At 45.2% G+C, this 17666-nt stretch carries 13 protein-coding genes and 1 pseudogene; 9 read left to right on the top strand and 5 right to left on the bottom strand.

The window, feature by feature from the left end; translation table 11 throughout:
• The first annotated feature begins 135 nt into the window (after positions 1–135).
• Positions 136–2697 (top strand): response regulator, encoded by a 2562-nt coding sequence (locus T3H97_RS11890; protein WP_328802639.1) that lies wholly within the window; start codon positions 136–138, stop codon positions 2695–2697.
• A gap of 5 nt (positions 2698–2702) precedes the next feature.
• On the opposite strand, the gene T3H97_RS11895 is transcribed toward T3H97_RS11890, so the two are convergent.
• A complete protein-coding gene (locus T3H97_RS11895; protein ID WP_165179665.1) occupies positions 2703–3389 on the bottom strand; it encodes a response regulator transcription factor in 687 nt (228 codons plus the stop codon).
• Between the two features lie 592 nt (positions 3390–3981).
• On the opposite strand from T3H97_RS11895, the gene ectB reads away from it, so the two are divergent.
• The gene (gene ectB / locus T3H97_RS11900; protein ID WP_328802640.1) at positions 3982–5244 is read left to right on the top strand and encodes a diaminobutyrate--2-oxoglutarate transaminase; all 1263 of its coding nucleotides are present in this window, start codon (positions 3982–3984) and stop codon (positions 5242–5244) included.
• An 88-nt stretch (positions 5245–5332) separates the two neighbouring features.
• Here the strand turns inward: ectB and T3H97_RS11905 are convergent, their stop codons facing one another.
• The 3 genes from T3H97_RS11905 to T3H97_RS11915 all read right to left on the bottom strand — a co-directional run bounded on the left by T3H97_RS11905 (position 5333) and on the right by T3H97_RS11915 (position 9676).
• Positions 5333–5851 carry an NAD(P)H-dependent oxidoreductase gene (locus T3H97_RS11905; protein ID WP_013310283.1) on the bottom strand — a complete coding sequence of 173 codons (519 nt, stop codon included), beginning with the start codon at positions 5849–5851 and terminating at the stop codon, positions 5333–5335.
• A gap of 169 nt (positions 5852–6020) precedes the next feature.
• Entirely contained in the window at positions 6021–7145 is a 1125-nt protein-coding gene (locus T3H97_RS11910; protein WP_103047567.1) for a GGDEF domain-containing protein, read from the bottom strand.
• A 95-nt stretch (positions 7146–7240) separates the two neighbouring features.
• On the bottom strand, positions 7241–9676 hold the full coding sequence (locus T3H97_RS11915) for a glycoside hydrolase family 94 protein (RefSeq protein ID WP_328802641.1): 2436 nt from the start codon (positions 9674–9676) through the stop codon (positions 7241–7243).
• Between the two features lie 224 nt (positions 9677–9900).
• Here T3H97_RS11915 and T3H97_RS11920 point away from each other — a divergent pair, with 224 nt between their 5' ends.
• Positions 9901–10635: a thioesterase II family protein gene (locus T3H97_RS11920; RefSeq protein WP_250245027.1), complete on the top strand. Its 735-nt coding sequence runs from the start codon at positions 9901–9903 to the stop codon at positions 10633–10635.
• Between the two features lie 19 nt (positions 10636–10654).
• On the top strand, positions 10655–11509 hold the full coding sequence (locus T3H97_RS11925; RefSeq protein ID WP_328802642.1) for a sugar phosphate isomerase/epimerase family protein: 855 nt from the start codon (positions 10655–10657) through the stop codon (positions 11507–11509).
• A 91-nt stretch (positions 11510–11600) separates the two neighbouring features.
• Here the strand turns inward: T3H97_RS11925 and T3H97_RS11930 are convergent, their stop codons facing one another.
• Positions 11601–11969, bottom strand: coding sequence for a DUF423 domain-containing protein (locus T3H97_RS11930; protein ID WP_025721785.1), 369 nt, complete (start codon positions 11967–11969; stop codon positions 11601–11603).
• Positions 11970–12285: 316 nt separating this feature from the next.
• On the opposite strand from T3H97_RS11930, the gene T3H97_RS11935 reads away from it, so the two are divergent.
• The 5 genes and pseudogenes from T3H97_RS11935 to T3H97_RS26405 all read left to right on the top strand — a co-directional run bounded on the left by T3H97_RS11935 (position 12286) and on the right by T3H97_RS26405 (position 17513).
• A complete protein-coding gene (locus T3H97_RS11935; protein WP_328802815.1) occupies positions 12286–15234 on the top strand; it encodes a glycoside hydrolase family 48 protein in 2949 nt (982 codons plus the stop codon).
• Between the two features lie 134 nt (positions 15235–15368).
• Positions 15369–15872, top strand: a complete 504-nt coding sequence (locus tag T3H97_RS11940; RefSeq protein ID WP_328802643.1) for a ferritin — start codon at positions 15369–15371, stop codon at positions 15870–15872.
• A gap of 287 nt (positions 15873–16159) precedes the next feature.
• Complete coding sequence (locus T3H97_RS11945) at positions 16160–16708, top strand: GNAT family N-acetyltransferase (RefSeq protein ID WP_328802644.1); 549 nt, start codon at positions 16160–16162, stop codon at positions 16706–16708.
• Between the two features lie 19 nt (positions 16709–16727).
• A pseudogene (locus tag T3H97_RS11950) lies at positions 16728–17320 on the top strand (LLM class flavin-dependent oxidoreductase); the annotation flags it as partial.
• Positions 17292–17513, top strand: coding sequence for a hypothetical protein (locus T3H97_RS26405; protein WP_442955656.1), 222 nt, complete (start codon positions 17292–17294; stop codon positions 17511–17513). The pseudogene T3H97_RS11950 and the gene T3H97_RS26405, both read left to right, overlap by 29 nt.
• The last annotated feature ends 153 nt before the right edge of the window (positions 17514–17666 follow it).

The following is a 17666-nucleotide window of genomic DNA, read 5'->3' on the forward strand; positions in this document are numbered from 1 at the left end:
GAACCCTGTGGAATCTATAGTACAATGAATGCTCGGGACAGTTCTTTAAGCCTTATGGCATAAGGAATCTGTCCTGAGTTTTTTATATTTTCGATATATCGTACAAAACATGGAAGATTATAAGGGGGCGAACACTTGGTTCGAGATTTAATGCTATGTGTTATCGTGATATTATTGTTTGTTTTGGTTTTTCAGCGTCAGCTTGTTCGTCAGACGATCACAGGTGTATTTTATGGAGTGGCGGGAATGTTGTTCTTATGTTTTGGCATAAGCGATAAAACACTGCTGACCTGCGTGCTGGAGCTAGGGACTGGTCTAATGTTCATGACTCTGTTTGTGCACACTTTAATGACCGCTAAGTATACATATGGACAACGTTTGTTAAACAAAGACCGTGATCTGCTGAATTTACTACGGGTTCAACCTGGCTTTACCTTCAGGCTGGAGAAAAGCGGTGATGAATTTTATTATAGGCTGCTTGAAGGTGAATTGCTGGAGCGCGTGGGTCTGAATCTGCAAGTCAACTACAATAAAAGGGAGCATGTGAAGCGCCTCGGGGACATTTTGGAGCTTTCCTCTGAAACGATGGAGCAGCTTAACCAATACTACAAACAGGCCTGGTTCGGTGATCGGACCGTATTTGAATTGGAGTTTTGGGAATATTCGGCTCTCATTACCTTACATCCGGTTATGGAGGACGGAGTTACTAGCTCAGTTATCGGCCACGTGTTGGATATTACGGAGTATAAAGCTTCAGAGCAGAAGAGAAAGGAGATGGACGAAGCTAACCATGCGAAAAGCATTTTTTTGGCTCATATGAGTCACGAAATCCGCACCCCGCTGAATGGAATCATCGGTCTGTCAAAGCTGTTGAATAAGACTGAACTGACTGCCGTTCAAAGAGATTACCTCCACAAGCTTCTTGCCTCCTCGCGTACCCTTTCATCCATGCTCAGTAACGTATTGGATTTTTCCAAAATGGAAGCCGGCAGTCTGGAACTGGAAAAGGTAGAATTTGAGCCGGAAAAAATGCTTCGGCATCTCGCAGATACCGTTGGAACTTTACTGGAAGATAAGGGAATAGAGATCGTATTTATAACGGACCTGGCGTTACCGAAAAGGTTTAAGGGAGATCCGCTTCGAATGGAGCAGGTGCTTTCAAATCTTCTGACCAACGCTATCAAGTTTACGGATCAGGGACATGTATTGTTACAGGTAAAAATGCTCAGTCAGCAGGGCGGACGAGTAGGCGTTTCTTTTATGGTAGAAGATACGGGCATAGGAATTTCCGAGACGTGTATGGACAAGCTATTCGTCCCTTTTATCCAGGCGAGTACATCAACCAGCCGCAGATATGGGGGCTCTGGGCTGGGTTTGGCCATTAGCAAGCATTTGGCTGAAGCTATGGGCGGGAAAGTAGAGGTGAAAAGCCGATTAGGAGAGTACAGTCAATTTTACTTTAATGTCGAGTTGGAAACTGGGGAATTGAATGAAGGAAGCACACGAATAGAAAAACAAATCAAAGGCAAAGCCTTAATTGTTGCGCAGCATGAACTGGTGAGATACAGCTTGAACGAACTACTGCAAGACTTGGGATTAAAAACATTCACTATTTCATCCTTCCAAGAAAGTGTGGACGCTTTTCAAAAGGGTGAGCATTTTGATTTTGTTATCATTGATATGGGGATGGAAGGTTTGAGAGAACTGGACTCCCGAAGGCAGTGGCTTCAAATGCTGGATAGGCAGATAACTCAGATCATTGGACTTACAACCGTGTTTCAGATGGAAACCATAGCTGCTGGGGACATGGATCATAGTGTGGATGCCTTTTTGTCCAAGCCCGTTACCCGGAACGCTCTGCTGGAGGTTCTCTGCTGGAAGAAGGAACAGTCAGTGCCTGCAGATGGTAATACTCTGGAGACTCATGCGACAATGAGTTCCCGCAATGAGATAGGGGATACAACACAGAAGTATCAAATTCTCATAGCAGAGGATAACGAAATTAACCAGGTGGTGATTACCGAGTTTTTAGCAGAGCGTAACTTTGAGGTAACGATGGTCACGAACGGAAGAGAACTAATAGCGTTACTGGAACTGCGTTACTGGGATATGGTGTTGCTTGATCTGCATATGCCAGAGATGGATGGTTTTGAGACGGCGAGACATATTCGGAGAAACAAAGCTTTTAACAGGCTTCCCATTATCGCTTTTACCGCTGATGCTGTGCAGCATGAACAGGAAGTTTGTCTTCGTGCCGGTATTAATGCCGTGTTGCTCAAGCCTGTCCATGAACTGACCGCTGCTAGAGTGTTAACTAGCTGGATTAATTTAGCGTGGCTGCAAGATTTACATGGTATTCACGCTGAGCAGTCGATAGCAGGTATGGATGGCAAGGTGTATATTTTTCAATTTGCCCTTTACAAATGGATACAGGAATACCAGTATCTCGATAAAAGAGTTGTGAGAAAAATGGACAATGGGCAGTTATCTTCTGCTCTTCGATTAATCCACTCGCTTAAGGGAGGAACGGGGAACCTGTGCGCGCCTGAGTTGCTGGCAAAGGTAATAGAGCTGGAAAAGGCATTGAAGCGCAGCAATGAAACCTCAACAGGAGAACTATATCCAGACTGGAAAGAGCATCTGAGCACGGTTCAGAAGGATATTAACCAAATCAAGTCATCACTTCCCTGGAGCTGACCGTGTTATTGCATAAATTTGTAGCCGATTCCCCAGATGGTCTTGATCAATTGCGGTTTCTTAGGGTCTTTTTCGATTTTTCTGCGTAAATGGTTAATATGTACGTCCACGGCCCTCTCATTAATAAAGGAGTCTGTGCCACGGAGAGCCTGAATCAAAGCATACCTGCTGAATACAATTCCCCGGTTCAAATAAAAAAGCTTCATGAGCTCAAATTCTGAATATGTTGTCTCCACATTCTGTCCGTTAACGGTAATCATTCTTTTCGCTAGATCCAAAGTAATGCCCGTTTCAGGTTCAGGTGCTCTGCCTCTTCCTTGCAAGCGCGTGATTTCAATACGACGGAAAAGAGCCTCTATCCGTGCTTTTAGCTCTTGCATACTAAAAGGCTTGCAAATATAATCATCTGCTCCCAACGTAAGTGTACGAATGCGCTCTGATATGTTGTTTTCTGTAGAAATCACGATGATGGGCACGTCCGTATGCTTGCGTATCAGTGGGCAGGGATTCATTCCATCCAAATCTGGAAGCAACAGATCCAGCAAAATAATATCGGGCTGTACGATCTCAAGCCTAGCAATACCCTCAGACGCTTGTTCCACTCGAGTAACGTTGTAGTCTTCTCCTGTTAAATACAAGGAAAGGGTATCTCCCAGCATATTGTCATCTTCAATAATTAAAACATTAGACATGATCATATTTCCTTATCTTTCTATCAAATTCGAGCCAAATAGTTAGGATAACTGCAATGTTTACAACAAGTTTTTGGCAGCTCCTGTTGATAGAGTAAACTCCTTTGGACAGTCTGTCAAAAGATCAGGTTTGTTGTGGCAATCCTGTGGACAAATAGTCCAGATGTATATCTATTTGATATGGAAATGTACTATTTTTGAGATTTATTTCTATAATACGACATTTTTCGTTTTCTTATAACAATATACTACAAGTTGTTGATGATAAATTACAAAAATTTAACAAAACACCTCAGAAACATGCATTGACTTAAATGAAAATTATGGTATTTTATTACATAGGAGTTGACATCCTCTGATAGGCCTCTTAGAAAAACCCACTATTTAATCTTCTACTAACTTACTCTCAATGTGCTATCTCTGTATTTAATTTTCGTACTTTAATTGTTCTTGCGATCATACTTATGATTCTTTGGTGTGGATATCCCATTGTGAATTCAGACTGTCTTCTCATTTAGGTTACATATTTACATTTTTTTGCTTTCCATGCTTGTATTTTTCAAAAATCAGGTCAGCGGGAGGACGAGAGATCATGAACACATTCGAAGTGCTGGAGTCCAATGTAAGATCCTATTGCAGAAGTTTTCCAGTTGTTTTCAACAAAGCTAAAAACGATGTACTGTACACGGAGGAAGGCAAGGATTACATTGACTTTTTTGCCGGGGCAGGGGCTTTGAACTATGGGCACAATAATGATTTTATGAAAAACCGGATATTGGACTACTTAACTTCCGATCGGATTATGCATGGTCTGGATATGTACACGACGGCCAAGCAAGAGTTTATGGAGTCTTTTTCAGAGCGTATTCTCCAGCCCAAGGGCTTGAATTATAAGCTGCAATTTTGCGGACCGACCGGAACCAATGCAGTGGAAGCAGCACTGAAACTTGCACGCAAGGTGAAAAACAGAAATGGTATTTTCGCTTTTATGGGCGCGTTCCACGGGATGTCGCTGGGTAGTTTATCTATTACCAGCAACAACTCCATGCGAGAGAGCGCAGGGGTTCCCCTGAACAATGTTACCTTCATACCTTATAACAGCACATTTAACGGAATGGATACCATTTTGTATATGGAGCAGCTTTTAACAGACACCCATTCTGGTGTGGAAAAGCCTGCAGCGATCATTTTGGAAACGGTACAGGCTGAAGGCGGTATTCATATTGCAGATACGGAATGGCTGCGTGATTTGCGACAGCTGTGCGATGATCATGATATTTTGCTCATTGTTGACGATATTCAAGTCGGTTGCGGCCGGGTTGGTTCATTCTTCTCATTCGAGCGGGCGGGAATCGTTCCTGATATGGTTGTTTTGTCCAAATCGATCAGTGGATACGGATTGCCAATGTCTCTGTTGCTACTGAAGCCAGAATTGGATATATGGAGTCCGGGTGAGCATAACGGCACCTTCCGTGGAAATCAGCTTGCTTTCGTCGGGGCAAAGGCTGCGCTGGAGTTCAGAGATACGGTAGAGCTGGAAGCACAAGTGAAGGAAAAAGAGGCTTTTGTTCAGCAGTTCTTGCGTGAACATATCCAATCGATAGATCCTCTTATTGAAATTCGTGGCATGGGACTGATCTGGGGAATTGATGTGTCTCATCTGGGAGAAGCGTTCGCCAAGGAGGTAGCGTCTCTCTGCTTTAGTAGGGGACTCATTATTGAACGTGCTGGGCGTAACGATACGGTAATTAAAATTATGCCAGCGTTAACGATAAGCTTGGAAAACTTGCGTAAGGGCTGCGAAATTATTAAAGAAAGTATGGCACAGGTAACCAGTGCCTTGGTTACGATGTAAATCGATCAGTAAAGCCCCTTGGCTGGAGCTGCCGTCTGCTGTAAAGCAGGTATGGCGGGCGCCGTCCAAGGGGCTTTCTAGTAAAAAATTAAGAAATAACCGTTTGCGCGTATTTTTGTGCGGATTGCTCTAGTTGCTCATCGGTCAATACTGCAGCACCATATTGTACGAAATAAGGGAGCAATTTGACACCAATCATATGGCCTGTAGCTTCCAGAGGTCTCAACAGCTCTTCGATCGTATACCTGTTCCGTCCGTCATGTTGATAATTTTCCTCAACGCTGGCAGCAGACAAGGCGATCAACAACTCTTTGCCCTGTAGCTTGCCACCTTCGCTTCCATAAGCCCAGCCGTAGGTTAGAACCTTATCCAGCCATTTTTTCAGCAGGGAAGGAGTGCTGTACCAGTAAAAAGGGAATTGCAGAACGATACGGTCATGCTGCTCTAGCAGTTCCTGCTCCTGGGCGACATTGATTTGCTCATCTGGATATACTTCATAGAGGTTGTGAACGGTCACGTCGGATTGTTTCTTGAGTTCCTGCACCCATCTTTTGTTAATGCGAGATTCCGCAAGATCAGGGTGAACGACAATAACGAGGGTTGACATTTAAAAATCATCTCCTTCGAACTTATTTATTGTAAGTAAATAACCAATACATATGTAACGATTTTAGTTTCAACTTATGGAATTGTCAACTCTATTACATTTTAAGCTCTATATTCAAAAGACTCCGGCAAGCTCATGCCGGAGTCTCATCAAATGAAGTGTTTTTACATTAAGCGATATGATTAAGAGCAACAATTTTGTTTTTCCCGGAGCGCTTAGCTTGATACAGATAGTCATCTGCTTGCTGAAAAAATACATCTTTATCTTTGTTCATTTCCTCTGTATAGCTTTTCAGTCCAATGCTTACGGTTACAGAAACGATTTGCAATTTCTCCTGAAAGGTCATTTTCTCCACTTCACGCCGGATGTTTTCGACGATCTGATAAGCTTCTTCGAAAGTATGCTCGAACATCAAAATAGCAAATTCCTCACCGCCATAGCGAGCCGCAATGTCATTTGCGGTAATCTGTTCTGTAATGATTTGCGAGATGCCTTCCAAAATTTTATCTCCGAACTGGTGTCCGTAAGTGTCATTGATCTTCTTGAAATTATCAATATCCACTAACGCCAGATGGATGATCGCGCCTTGTTCGGCATATTCGAGTGCTTTTTCATAAAAGTTTTGAAAGGACAAATGATTGTACAGCTTTGTCAAACCATCAGTCATGGACATTTTGCTGATAATCGCGTTACTGATCATTAATTCCTGCTGGGCGCGCTTTGTCTTGTACAAATCTACTAACAAATCGCCGCCGCTGGCCTGAATAATGAGAGCCATAAAGGTGGACATAATCAAAAAGGTTGGAATCGCCACAATATCAAAGTCTGACAAATAGCTGCGGAATGATCCATCTGCTGCCAGCAACAGAAAAAAGACGACCACTTGCAATACAAAGGAAAGCCATATTAAGCGACGATTGAAGAACAGAATAGAAGAGAAAATAGGCAACAAACATAGCGCAGGAATAATCCGGATATCATAATTTAGGCGAATAATCATCCAGCAAATGACGGTGCTTGCCATAAACAGGATCGCAAAAGAATACCTGTTGAATTTAAAATGAGCCAACTCTGCCAGTAAGTTGGAACCACTCATGATTAGCGTGGGAACAATGAGGGTTCCGACGTAAAATTCATAAGGCGAAGCGTGGTAATCAAGAAATAAGTAGCTGCCCAGCTGGACGATAAAATGTACAGCTATAATCATCCAATACAGTAATAACATTTTGCGTACCCAGCGGGCTTGCTTTGTTTTGTAATCCATGGTTTGAGTAAGCCGTTTTGTCTTGTTCATGATGTCACCACACTTAATGTATCTTTAGCCATTCTCGTATTATAAGATACTATGTGATGAAGTTGAAGCTAATTTTTTTGAAGGGCATGAACTTGTTAGCCTAGCAACACTTTTACTTGGTGGATAGCCCCGTCCCCTGCAACCGGCAGGATATTATTCGTAAGGACGGTGCCATCTAAGGTAACTGTAACTACACCTTTGGAGACATGCTGTGGATTCGTGATATGAATCACGTAGGTATCACCGCGGAAGACACGGGTGACTGTGAATTCGTCCCAGGCTGTAGGAATACACGGATCAATACGCAGACCCTCCCATTCCGGCTGGATACCGAGGATGGATTGAGTAATAGCTATAAAGTTCCATGCCGCTGTACCCGTCAGCCAGGAATTCTTGGCTTCGCCTTCACGAACAGCATCCTTGCCCGCAATCATTTGAGCGTACACATACGGCTCGGTGCGGTGAATGTCGCTGATGTCTTCCAGGTAGGCGGGTGCGATTTTGCTATACAGCTCGAAAGCGCGATCCCCACGTCCTATTACGGCTTCCGCCATCATAATCCACGGGTTATTGTGACAGAAAATACCGGCATTTTCCTTATACCCGGGAGGATAAGATGAGATTTCGCCCAGGTTGATGTAATAGCGAGAATACGGTGGATTTTGCAGCATGATGCCGTAGGGAGTTTCTAACCGATCACGTGTAGAATCGAGAGCTTTTTGAGCTAGACCTTCTTCAACACCAATTCCTGCCATGACACAGAAACCTTGAGGTTCAATGAAAATTTGACCTTCCTCACAATCCTTGCTCCCTATTTTGTCTCCATAATGGTCATAAGCACGTAAGAACCATTCGCCGTCAAAACCATGCTCCAATGTGGCTGTTCGCATACGATCCACATATGCTTGAGCGGTTGTCGCTTCCTCATCCAATCCTCTGCGCTTGCAAAGCTCAATAAAATCCGGTCCCGTATATACAAATAATCCGGCGATGAACACGGATTCGGCTATTCGACCCTCCAGATTCTGAGTTGTCTGATAGGGCTCATCTGGTGTAGCAGAAAAACAGTTGAGATTCAGACAGTCGTTCCAGTCAGCCCGGCCAATGAGTGGAAGACCATGCGGGCCCAGATTATCCACAACGTGGTAAAAAGAACGCTTCAAATGTTCAAACAGCGTAGCCGTATGCTCTACATTACCGTCAAAGGGCACTTGTTCGTCCAGTATGCCAAAGTCTCCCGTTTCTTTGATATACGCTGCGGTACCAACAATAAGCCACAACGGATCGTCGTTAAAGCCACCGCCAACCTCGTGATTTCCTTTTTTGGTTAACGGTTGGTACTGATGATAAGCTCCCCCGTTTTCAAATTGAGTAGAGGCAATGTCGATAATCCGTTCCCGTGCCCGCTCCGGTATTTGGTGGACGAAGCCGAGCAAGTCCTGATTCGAATCCCGGAAGCCCATTCCACGCCCGATACCAGATTCAAAATACGAAGCGGAACGCGACATATTGAACGTAACCATACACTGATAAGGGTTCCATATGTTTACCATTCGGTTCAGCTTGTCGTCGTGGCTTTGAAGGGTATACTTGGACAGCAAATTATTCCAATAGGTTCGCAGCTCATTCAACGCTCGTTCTACATCAGCTTCATCCGCAAACTGCGCAATCATGGCATGTGCCTGTTTTTTATTAATAACACCGGGCGACTCCCATTTTTCTTCCTCGGGGTTTTCCACATAACCGAGTATAAAGTTACAGCTTGTTTCTTCGCCTGGCTCCAGCGTTATCTCAATGCAATGTGATCCGACAGGGGACCATCCGCTGGCAATAGAGTTCGAGGATTGCCCAGCGGCGACCGTTTGAGGCTGATCTAATCCGTTGTAGAGTCCTAGAAAAGCTTCACGGTCTGTATCATAACCGGCTAGCGGACGATTAGCAGAGAAAAAAGCATAGTGATTGCGACGTTCACGGTATTCCGTTTTGTGATAAATGACAGAATCATGTATTTCAACCTCACCCGTGTTCAAGTTGCGCTGGTAGTTGGTCATATCGTCATAGGCGTTCCACAGACAAAATTCCACGAACGAAAAGAGTTTGATCTTTTTGGTTTGTAACGATGTGTTCTGAAGCTTAACCTGATGGACCTCGCCGTCAAAGGAGAGGGGCACAAAAGCCAGCTGCGTGGCCCGAATACCGCTGCGTTCCCCCATAATTGAGGTATAGCCAAGTCCATGGCGGCATTCATACTGCTCCAGCTCCCGTTTGACCGGCATCCAGCCCGGAGTCCAATAATCCCCATCATCATAAATATAAAAATAACGCCCCCCGTTATCGACAGGAATATTGTTGTACCGGTAACGTGTTAAGCGACGTAAGCGAGCATCCCGGTAAAATGCATAGCCACCAATTGTATTAGAGATTAGTCCAAAAAATCGTTCATTACCTAAATAATTAATCCAGGGATAAGGGGTTTGGGGGGTGTGGATGACATATTCTTGATTGACATCATCGAAAAAACCGTACTTCATGGCACAGTACTCCTCTCGATTTGAAAAAATAAAAGACCCAACACATGATTATATTCAAACATAAAGCCGTTCTTTCTTTAGAAAAACATTTCCTGCCTTATACAAAATGTGCTTGATTTTCTCAACCATTCTTCTGGAATTTGCAAAATATTTGAAATGGGTAAATATACCTTTTTATGCTAAAATGAAAAAGTTAGAACTTAGCAAGGCAGGAGGTTGCAAGAATGGCACCTATCACATTATTTTTCATCCCGTATGCAGGCGGATCGGCGTCGGTCAGTTTCAAATGGAAAAAGTCGCTGCTTCCGCAGATTAAGCTTGTTCCACTGGAATTAGCGGGCAGAGGTATTCGTTCTGGGGAACCGCTAAAGGAAAGCATTGAGGAGATGAGCGAGGATCTGTTGCACAAGATCAGCGAAGAGATAGTCCCCGGCGATCCTTATGCCATATACGGACACAGTATGGGGACGATGATCTCATTCGAGCTGTACTACAAGCTGGTGGCCGGTGGATATGGCAAGCCTGCTCATCTGTTCGTTTCGGGTGGACGGGCACCGCATGTCCCAAGAAATTCCCCGTGGTTACACGATCTGCCCGCAGATCAGTTCAGGACGCATTTGCAGCGGTACGGTCAGCTTTCGGAAGCGATTTTTGACAATCGGGAATTATACGACTATTTTATGCCGGTGTTAAGAGCGGATTTCAAAGCTGTCGAGTTGTATAAGTATATGGCTAAAGCCGCACCTTTACATTGTCCTATCACCGCTTTGACGGGATTGACCGATAACACGGTGACCTTACAAGATGCGGAGGCATGGGCACACCATACGGATCAGCAATTTCGTATGTTTACCTTTGAGGGAGGACATTTTTTTATTCATGATGAAGTGGAACGGATTACGCACATCATCAATGAGACCTTGGAGCAGAGTTCGGTGACAAGTAGCATACAACAATAAAAACAAGAGGTGATTTTTAGTGACAGTAGGTGTATTGGCACATTTGTTTGGCAAGTTGCCCTATCGCGAATTGGCTGCAAAGGTAGGCGCAGCGGGCTTTACTCATGTTCAGCTGGCTCCGTGGAGAGCGATCAGTGATGTGGATTTTAATAAACCGGGTAAGTTCAATCCGGGATTGGCACTGTCTATCGCAGAAGAATTTCGTAAGCATGGTGTATCCATATCGGTGCTCGGGTGCTATTTGCATTTTTTTATACAGGATGAGGAATTGCTGCGTGAAAATGTAGAGCGCTTCAAAGAGCTGATCCGATATGCGGGTCTGTTAGGAGCACCCATGGTTGCAGCTGAAGTCGGACGTAATGAGGATGGTACCGCCTATACGGAACGTGACTGGAGAGTTGTAAGGGAAGTAGTGCGTGAATTAGCAGATGAAGCAGAGAAGTGGGGCGTATTCGTAGGATTGGAAGCTGCAAACGATCACTTGGTCGGAACAGCCGTAGAGTTGGCTACCTTTCTAGAGGAAGTCCCTTCTTCACACATCGGTGTTGTGATTGATCCGGGTAATCTGCTGAAAACGGAAAATCTGGCGCAGCAGGATGATATCATCCGCGAAGCTTTCCAACTGCTGGGCCACCGGATTATCGCAGCGCATGCCAAAGACCGGCGGTTGTCATCGTCAGGTGAAATTGAGACGGTGCCGCCGGGTTTTGGAGACATGAACTATGGCCTTTACATGGAACTGCTGGAGCAGTACAAGCCGGGGGTTCATATTATTATGGAAGCTGCTCAGGAGCATGAGATGGCTGAATCCAGACGTTATATCGAAGGTCATCGGATAGCCGCTCAGAAAGCGCAACAACTGCAGACGAAATAATGTATTCTTTCATATACTCAGTAATGCTACGTTAATAATTGAGAGACTTGGAAGCGCCTCCTTTTCCAAGTCTCTGTTCCTTTATCCTTCTTTAACCTTGCACAACCGCCACGATTACAATGACCCAGCTTGCCAAAAAAGCCAACCCGCCAATGGGGGTGATTGCCCCAAGCTTTTTCACACCGGATATACTAAGGGCATACAGACTTCCAGAGAATAGGAGAATACCCACCAGCATAACCCAGCCTGCGGTAACGATGAGAGAAGAATGGACAAGGTTGTCAGCAAGAACTCCAAGCAGCAGCAAACCCAGTCCGTGAGCGATTTGATATTGAATTCCTGTCTGGAATATGCTCATCATGTCTACGGAAAGTCTCTTTTTCAATGCGTGTGCGCCGAACGCTCCTAAAGCTACGGCTAAAAACATCACGATACAACCAAGCAATAGCAAAATTTTCATGTTTTAACGCCTCCTTGTGAAATAGTACCGATTCCAATCGATTTCGTCAATTTTCCTTGTGAATCTCTAAACTTATAGAATTTTTCGACTCTCATTTGGCGCCTAGTGTGGTATATTTTTTCCAGGGCCAATGCGAAGCATTTGGAGCAATAGACAGCGTGTCCTCCACCTTTTTTATGGGAAAGTGAGGTGATGATGCTGTCTTTTTGTGCTGTCGTTTTTTGGAATAAAATCTTGTGTAAAGCCAAAATTGATAATGGAGAGGATGAATGCAAAAGTGATCAGCAGAAAATCAGTGTTCAGGAAATCTGTCTCTATGGTCATGTCAGCCATTTTGGTACTTCCGTTAACCTTGGGCTTATTTCAGGCAGGACCCGACCGTGCATCAGCCGCAACACCGGAATCGACACGCTTTCTACAATTGTATAAACAGCTGAAGGATCCGGCTAGCGGATACTTTTCAAAAGAAGGCATCCCTTATCATTCCGTTGAAACGCTTATGAGCGAGGCTCCGGATTACGGACACTTGACAACTTCAGAAGCGTACAGCTACTGGATGTGGCTGGAAGTGCTGTACGGTCATTATACCGGGGATTGGGGGCATTTGGAATCTGCATGGGACAACATGGAGAAATATATCATTCCTGTTAATGAAGGCGACGGTAAGGAAGAGCAACCGACCATGAGTAACTATAATCCGAACAGCCCCGCCACTTATGCCGCAGAATATTCGCAGCCGGATCAGTACCCAAGCCGTCTGAGTGGTCAGTATGGTGCTGGCAAGGATCCACTGGACTCTGAGCTGAAGGCAACCTATGGCAACAACCAGACTTATCTGATGCACTGGTTGTTGGATGTGGATAATTGGTACGGCTTCGGCAATCTTCTGAATCCGTCGCATACTGCTGCCTATGTAAACACCTTCCAGCGTGGGGAACAGGAATCAGTCTGGGAGGCTGTACCGCATCCATCACAAGATAATCATAAGTTTGGCAAGCCTAATGAAGGCTTTATGAGCCTGTTCACTAAGGAAAATAATGCCCCGGCACAGCAATGGCGCTACACGAATGCCACCGATGCGGATGCACGGGCAGTTCAAGCGATGTACTGGGCTAAGGAATTGGGATATGACAACTCCGTATATTTGGATAAAGCCAAAAAGATGGGAGACTTTTTGCGGTACGGCATGTACGATAAATACTTCCAGAAAACCGGAAGCGCTTCCAATGGAAGTCCAATTGCTGGTACGGGCAAGGATGCTAGTTTTTATCTGATGGCATGGTATACAGCCTGGGGCGGCGGACTTGGCCAAAGCGGCAACTGGGCTTGGCGTATTGGTGCCAGCCATGCACATCAGGGCTACCAAAATGTCGTCGCAGCGTATGCGTTGTCCGATCAAGATGGTGGATTAATACCGAATTCACCAACGGCGGGACAGGACTGGGCGACCTCGCTGAAGCGCCAACTGGAGTTTTATACTTGGCTGCAATCCGATGAGGGGGCTATTGCAGGCGGAGCGACGAATAGCTGGGATGGTGCCTACAAGGCTTATCCATCTGGCACAAGTACCTTTTATGGCATGGCTTATACAGGGGCTCCTGTATATAACGATCCACCGTCGAACAACTGGTTCGGGATGCAGGCTTGGCCTGTCGAGCGGGTTGCCGAGCTGTACTACATTTTAGCCAAGAAAGGGGATACTTCGTCCGAGCAGTTTAAAATGGCTAAACAAGTGACGGAAAACTGGATAGCGTGGTCCAAGAGCTATGTATTTGCCAACGAACGGCCTGTGACTGATGCACAGGGATACTATTTGGACGCTCAAGGTAAGCGTATTCTGGGTGGCAAGAATCCGAAAGTGGCTACTACAGCGGCTAAAGGTGAGTTCTGGCTGCCGAGTAATCTGGAATGGAGCGGAAAGCCTGAAACCTGGAACGGATTTGCCAATCATAAAGGGAATACAAATCTCCATGTGGTAACAAAGAATCCGGGGCAGGATGCCGGAGTGCTGGGCAGCTATGTTAAAGCACTTACTTTCTTTGCTGCTGGAACGAAAGCTGAAAAAGGAGACTATTCCGAGTTAGGCAAGGAAGCTAAGGATCTGTCTAAAGCTTTGCTTGATGCTGCATGGGGGTATAACGATGGTATAGGCATTACAACGAAGGAAGCGCGCGAGGATTATTATCGTTATTTTACCAAAGAAGTGTATATCCCGAGCGGCTGGAGTGGTAAGACTGGGCAAGGCAACACGATCCCTGGCACCGACGCTATACCGTCTGATCCGTCCAAGGGCGGCAATGGTACGTATTCCAGCTACAGCGATATCCGCCCTAATATCACCAAAGATCCGCAATGGTCCTATCTTAAAGATAAATACACGACTTCATGGAACAAGCAGACCAAAAAATGGGATAAAGGCGCTCCAGAATTTACGTATCACCGTTTCTGGTCTCAAGTTGATATGGCAACGGCTTATGCCGAGTATGACCGTCTCATTAACGGTAGTGGACCAACCGAGCCTACAGCTCCCAAAGCTCCGGCAAATGTGAAGGCAAACGCAGGGGATGCTCAGGTTACACTGACCTGGAGCAAAGCGACGGGTGCCGATAGCTATACAGTCAAGCGCTCGACAACCAGTGGTGGCCCTTATACCACAGTAGCAACGGTAACAGACAGCACTTACAAGGATACAGGAGTGGTGAATGAAACCACTTATTATTATGTGGCAAGTGCAACAAATTCTTTAGGAACCAGCCCGGATTCTGCCGAGGTCAGTGCCAAGCCTACGTCAGCACCCATTCCAGCAACGGGAGATGTGATTGCCCAATACCGCGTGGGCGACACCAACCCGGGAGATAATCAGATTCGGCCACTGTTCCGTATTGTAAACAAGGGTAAAGAGGCCGTTGATCTGAAAAATGTCAAGCTGCGATACTACTACACCGTAGATGGCGACAAGTCACAGGAATTCCATTGTGACTATGCACAGTTGGGCAGTAGTAACGTTCAGGGACGTCTTGTGAAACTGGATAAGGCCGTTACAGGCGCAGATTATTATCTGGAAATCTCCTTTGGAGCTGGTGCGGGAAGTCTGGCAGCAGGGGAAAACACAGGGGACATTCAGATTCGCATGAACAAGACGGACTGGAGCAACTATAACGAAAGTGATGATTTTTCCTACGATCCAACCAAGACATCTTATACGGATTGGGACAAAGCACCTTTGTATATAAATGACAAACGTGTCTGGGGTCTGGAGCCTTGATTGTAAACTAATTGTAGAGATTACGGGCGGAACGTGAGAATGTTGAATTCACTTCCGTCCGTTTTTTTGTGATCGGATTCGTGGTACACTATGATCGTTACATTATTACATACATGACCGAGGTGACCTGAGACATGAATGACAATTTGGCACAGGCTCTGAATGAGCAAATGAACTTTGAATTTTACTCCGCTCACGTATATCTGGCGATGGCTGCTTATTGCTCCAGTGAAAGTCTGGATGGGTTTGCAAACTTCTTCCTGGTACAAGCTGAGGAGGAAAGGTTTCATGCGATGAAACTGTATAAATACATTAATGACCGTAGAGGACGCGCCATATTGGCTGCATTGCCGGAGCCAAAAAACAGCTACGATTCCATGCTGGACGTATTTGAGCATGGCTACAAGCATGAGCAGCAAAACACGCAAAAATTTTATCATCTGGCTGACTTGGCCCTCGATGGACGTGAGCATGCAACGATCCATTTCCTGAAATGGTTTATTGATGAGCAAGTCGAAGAGGAAGCTCTGTTCGACAGTGTTATCCAGAAGCTTAAGCGCATTGAAAGAGACAGCAATGCCTTTTATATGCTGGACAGCGAGTTTGCCAAACGCAGCTTTACTGCCCCTGCGGAGTAATACAGCATACATGGTTTGTTTGGAATGCCGGAGATAAGACCAGCATTTTATTTGTCTAGAAAGTAGAGGAGCCCGATTTTCGGGCTTTTTTACGTTGACTTTGATTAACCAATTCCCATCTTTCAAGGGGCTATTGTTATTTTAAATGGAGTTATAGAAAAAATTAATTTGTCGCTGAATGGTGAGCATGCTACAGTTATGTTAACTTTTATATCTTATTAAATAGATAGGAATAGTTATATAGTGGTTCACTCGTTTTATAAAACATTATAAGGAGGCGGGTTAGTATGAGTGAAATCTATCGTCTGGCACTCCAGGAGGACGCAGAAAGATTGCAGTATGTGACGTATGAGGCGTATGAAACAATTCGGCAGTTGGAGCTTCGATGGCCTGCCGCTCAGGCAGACGTTGCTCTCATTCAAGAAAACATTAAAAATAATGATTGCTATGTGCTGGAAGTAGACGGTGTCATCCAGGCTACCGTTAGCCATCTCAAAAATAGAGCCCTTAATTTTATAACCGATCTACCGTTTGTGATGTGGTTTGCTGTAGACCCGGCTGCCCAGGGCAAAGGATATGGGAAAAAACTGCTGAATTGGGTAGAGCAAACGATTATTCGTGACAAGGTCGGTGCTCCTGCTGTGACACTGGCGACTGCGGAAAAGCATCCCTATTTGCTATCCATGTACGAGCGTTGGGGGTATGAACGTATCCATGCTTTTGACCATGGAACAGGGGACGGGACGATGCATTTACTGCGTAAAGTGGTGAATCCTGAATTATTTTCCACCTACATTCGTGAAAAAAATGAAGCCGAGACAGCTAACCAAAATTAGACGCGATCATAGGGAACGAATGAAGTTTGTATTGTTCAGCCTAATGGCTAATCTGCCTAATGCGATTACCGGAGAAGCCTGGAGTTCGCAGCAAAATAATAAAGCAGGCTGTGCTCGCAGAGGAGCTTGGTTTTGATGCGTATGGTGTGGGGGAGCGGCATGGTACGCCTTTTTTGTCGTCTTCACCTCCACTCGTTCTGACCGCTATAGCAGCGAGAACTGAACGGATTCGTCTGCTGACGATGGTAACGGTGCCTTAGTATTCTTGACCCGGTACGCGTAGCTGAGGATTATGCGACACTGGATCATTTATCGGGTGGAAGATTAGAACTGATTATCGGAAAAGGCAATGATCCACGTCATTATCCGTTGTTCGGAATTACGGAGGAAGAGCAGTGAGAGTCGCTAGCAGAACGCTATCGTCTGCTCAAGCGGCTCTGGAGCGAGGAAGAGGTTACGTGGGAGGGCAACTATCGGTTACCGCTGTATCAGGTCACGACCCAGTCACGCCCGTATCAACAGCAAATTCCAATATGGCATGGAAGTGCCGCCAGCACATTATCAACGGAGCTGGCGGCACAATATGGAGAGCCGTTATTTTCCTCTAATTCTTTGCGTGGATGGGCTGGGAGAGCAGGAGCAACTTGAACAGCTGTATCGGTTTGCTGAGGATATCATCCCTGTACTGCGGCGAGAGATTCCCAGCACTATTTGGCAGCAGGTGCCGAATCTACACAAAGAAAATGGATCACTGGCTGCTATTCCTAATGAGGCTTCCTCCATTTCTCCTATTTTTCAGTTATGATTGATGAAATGCTACCCTCTCTTGAAAGCAACCGAAGTAACGGTGTTTTCGGGTCAATAGCGACTGAGAGAGGTTTTTTTAGTTCTAGACAAATTGACAGAGATAAATAAAAAGAGTAACGTAAATGTATATTTATTAAAATCATATAAAATT

The sequence above is a fragment of the Paenibacillus sp. LX16 genome, from assembly GCF_036252815.1.
GTDB classification, from domain to species: Bacteria; Bacillota; Bacilli; order Paenibacillales; family Paenibacillaceae; genus Paenibacillus; species Paenibacillus polymyxa_B.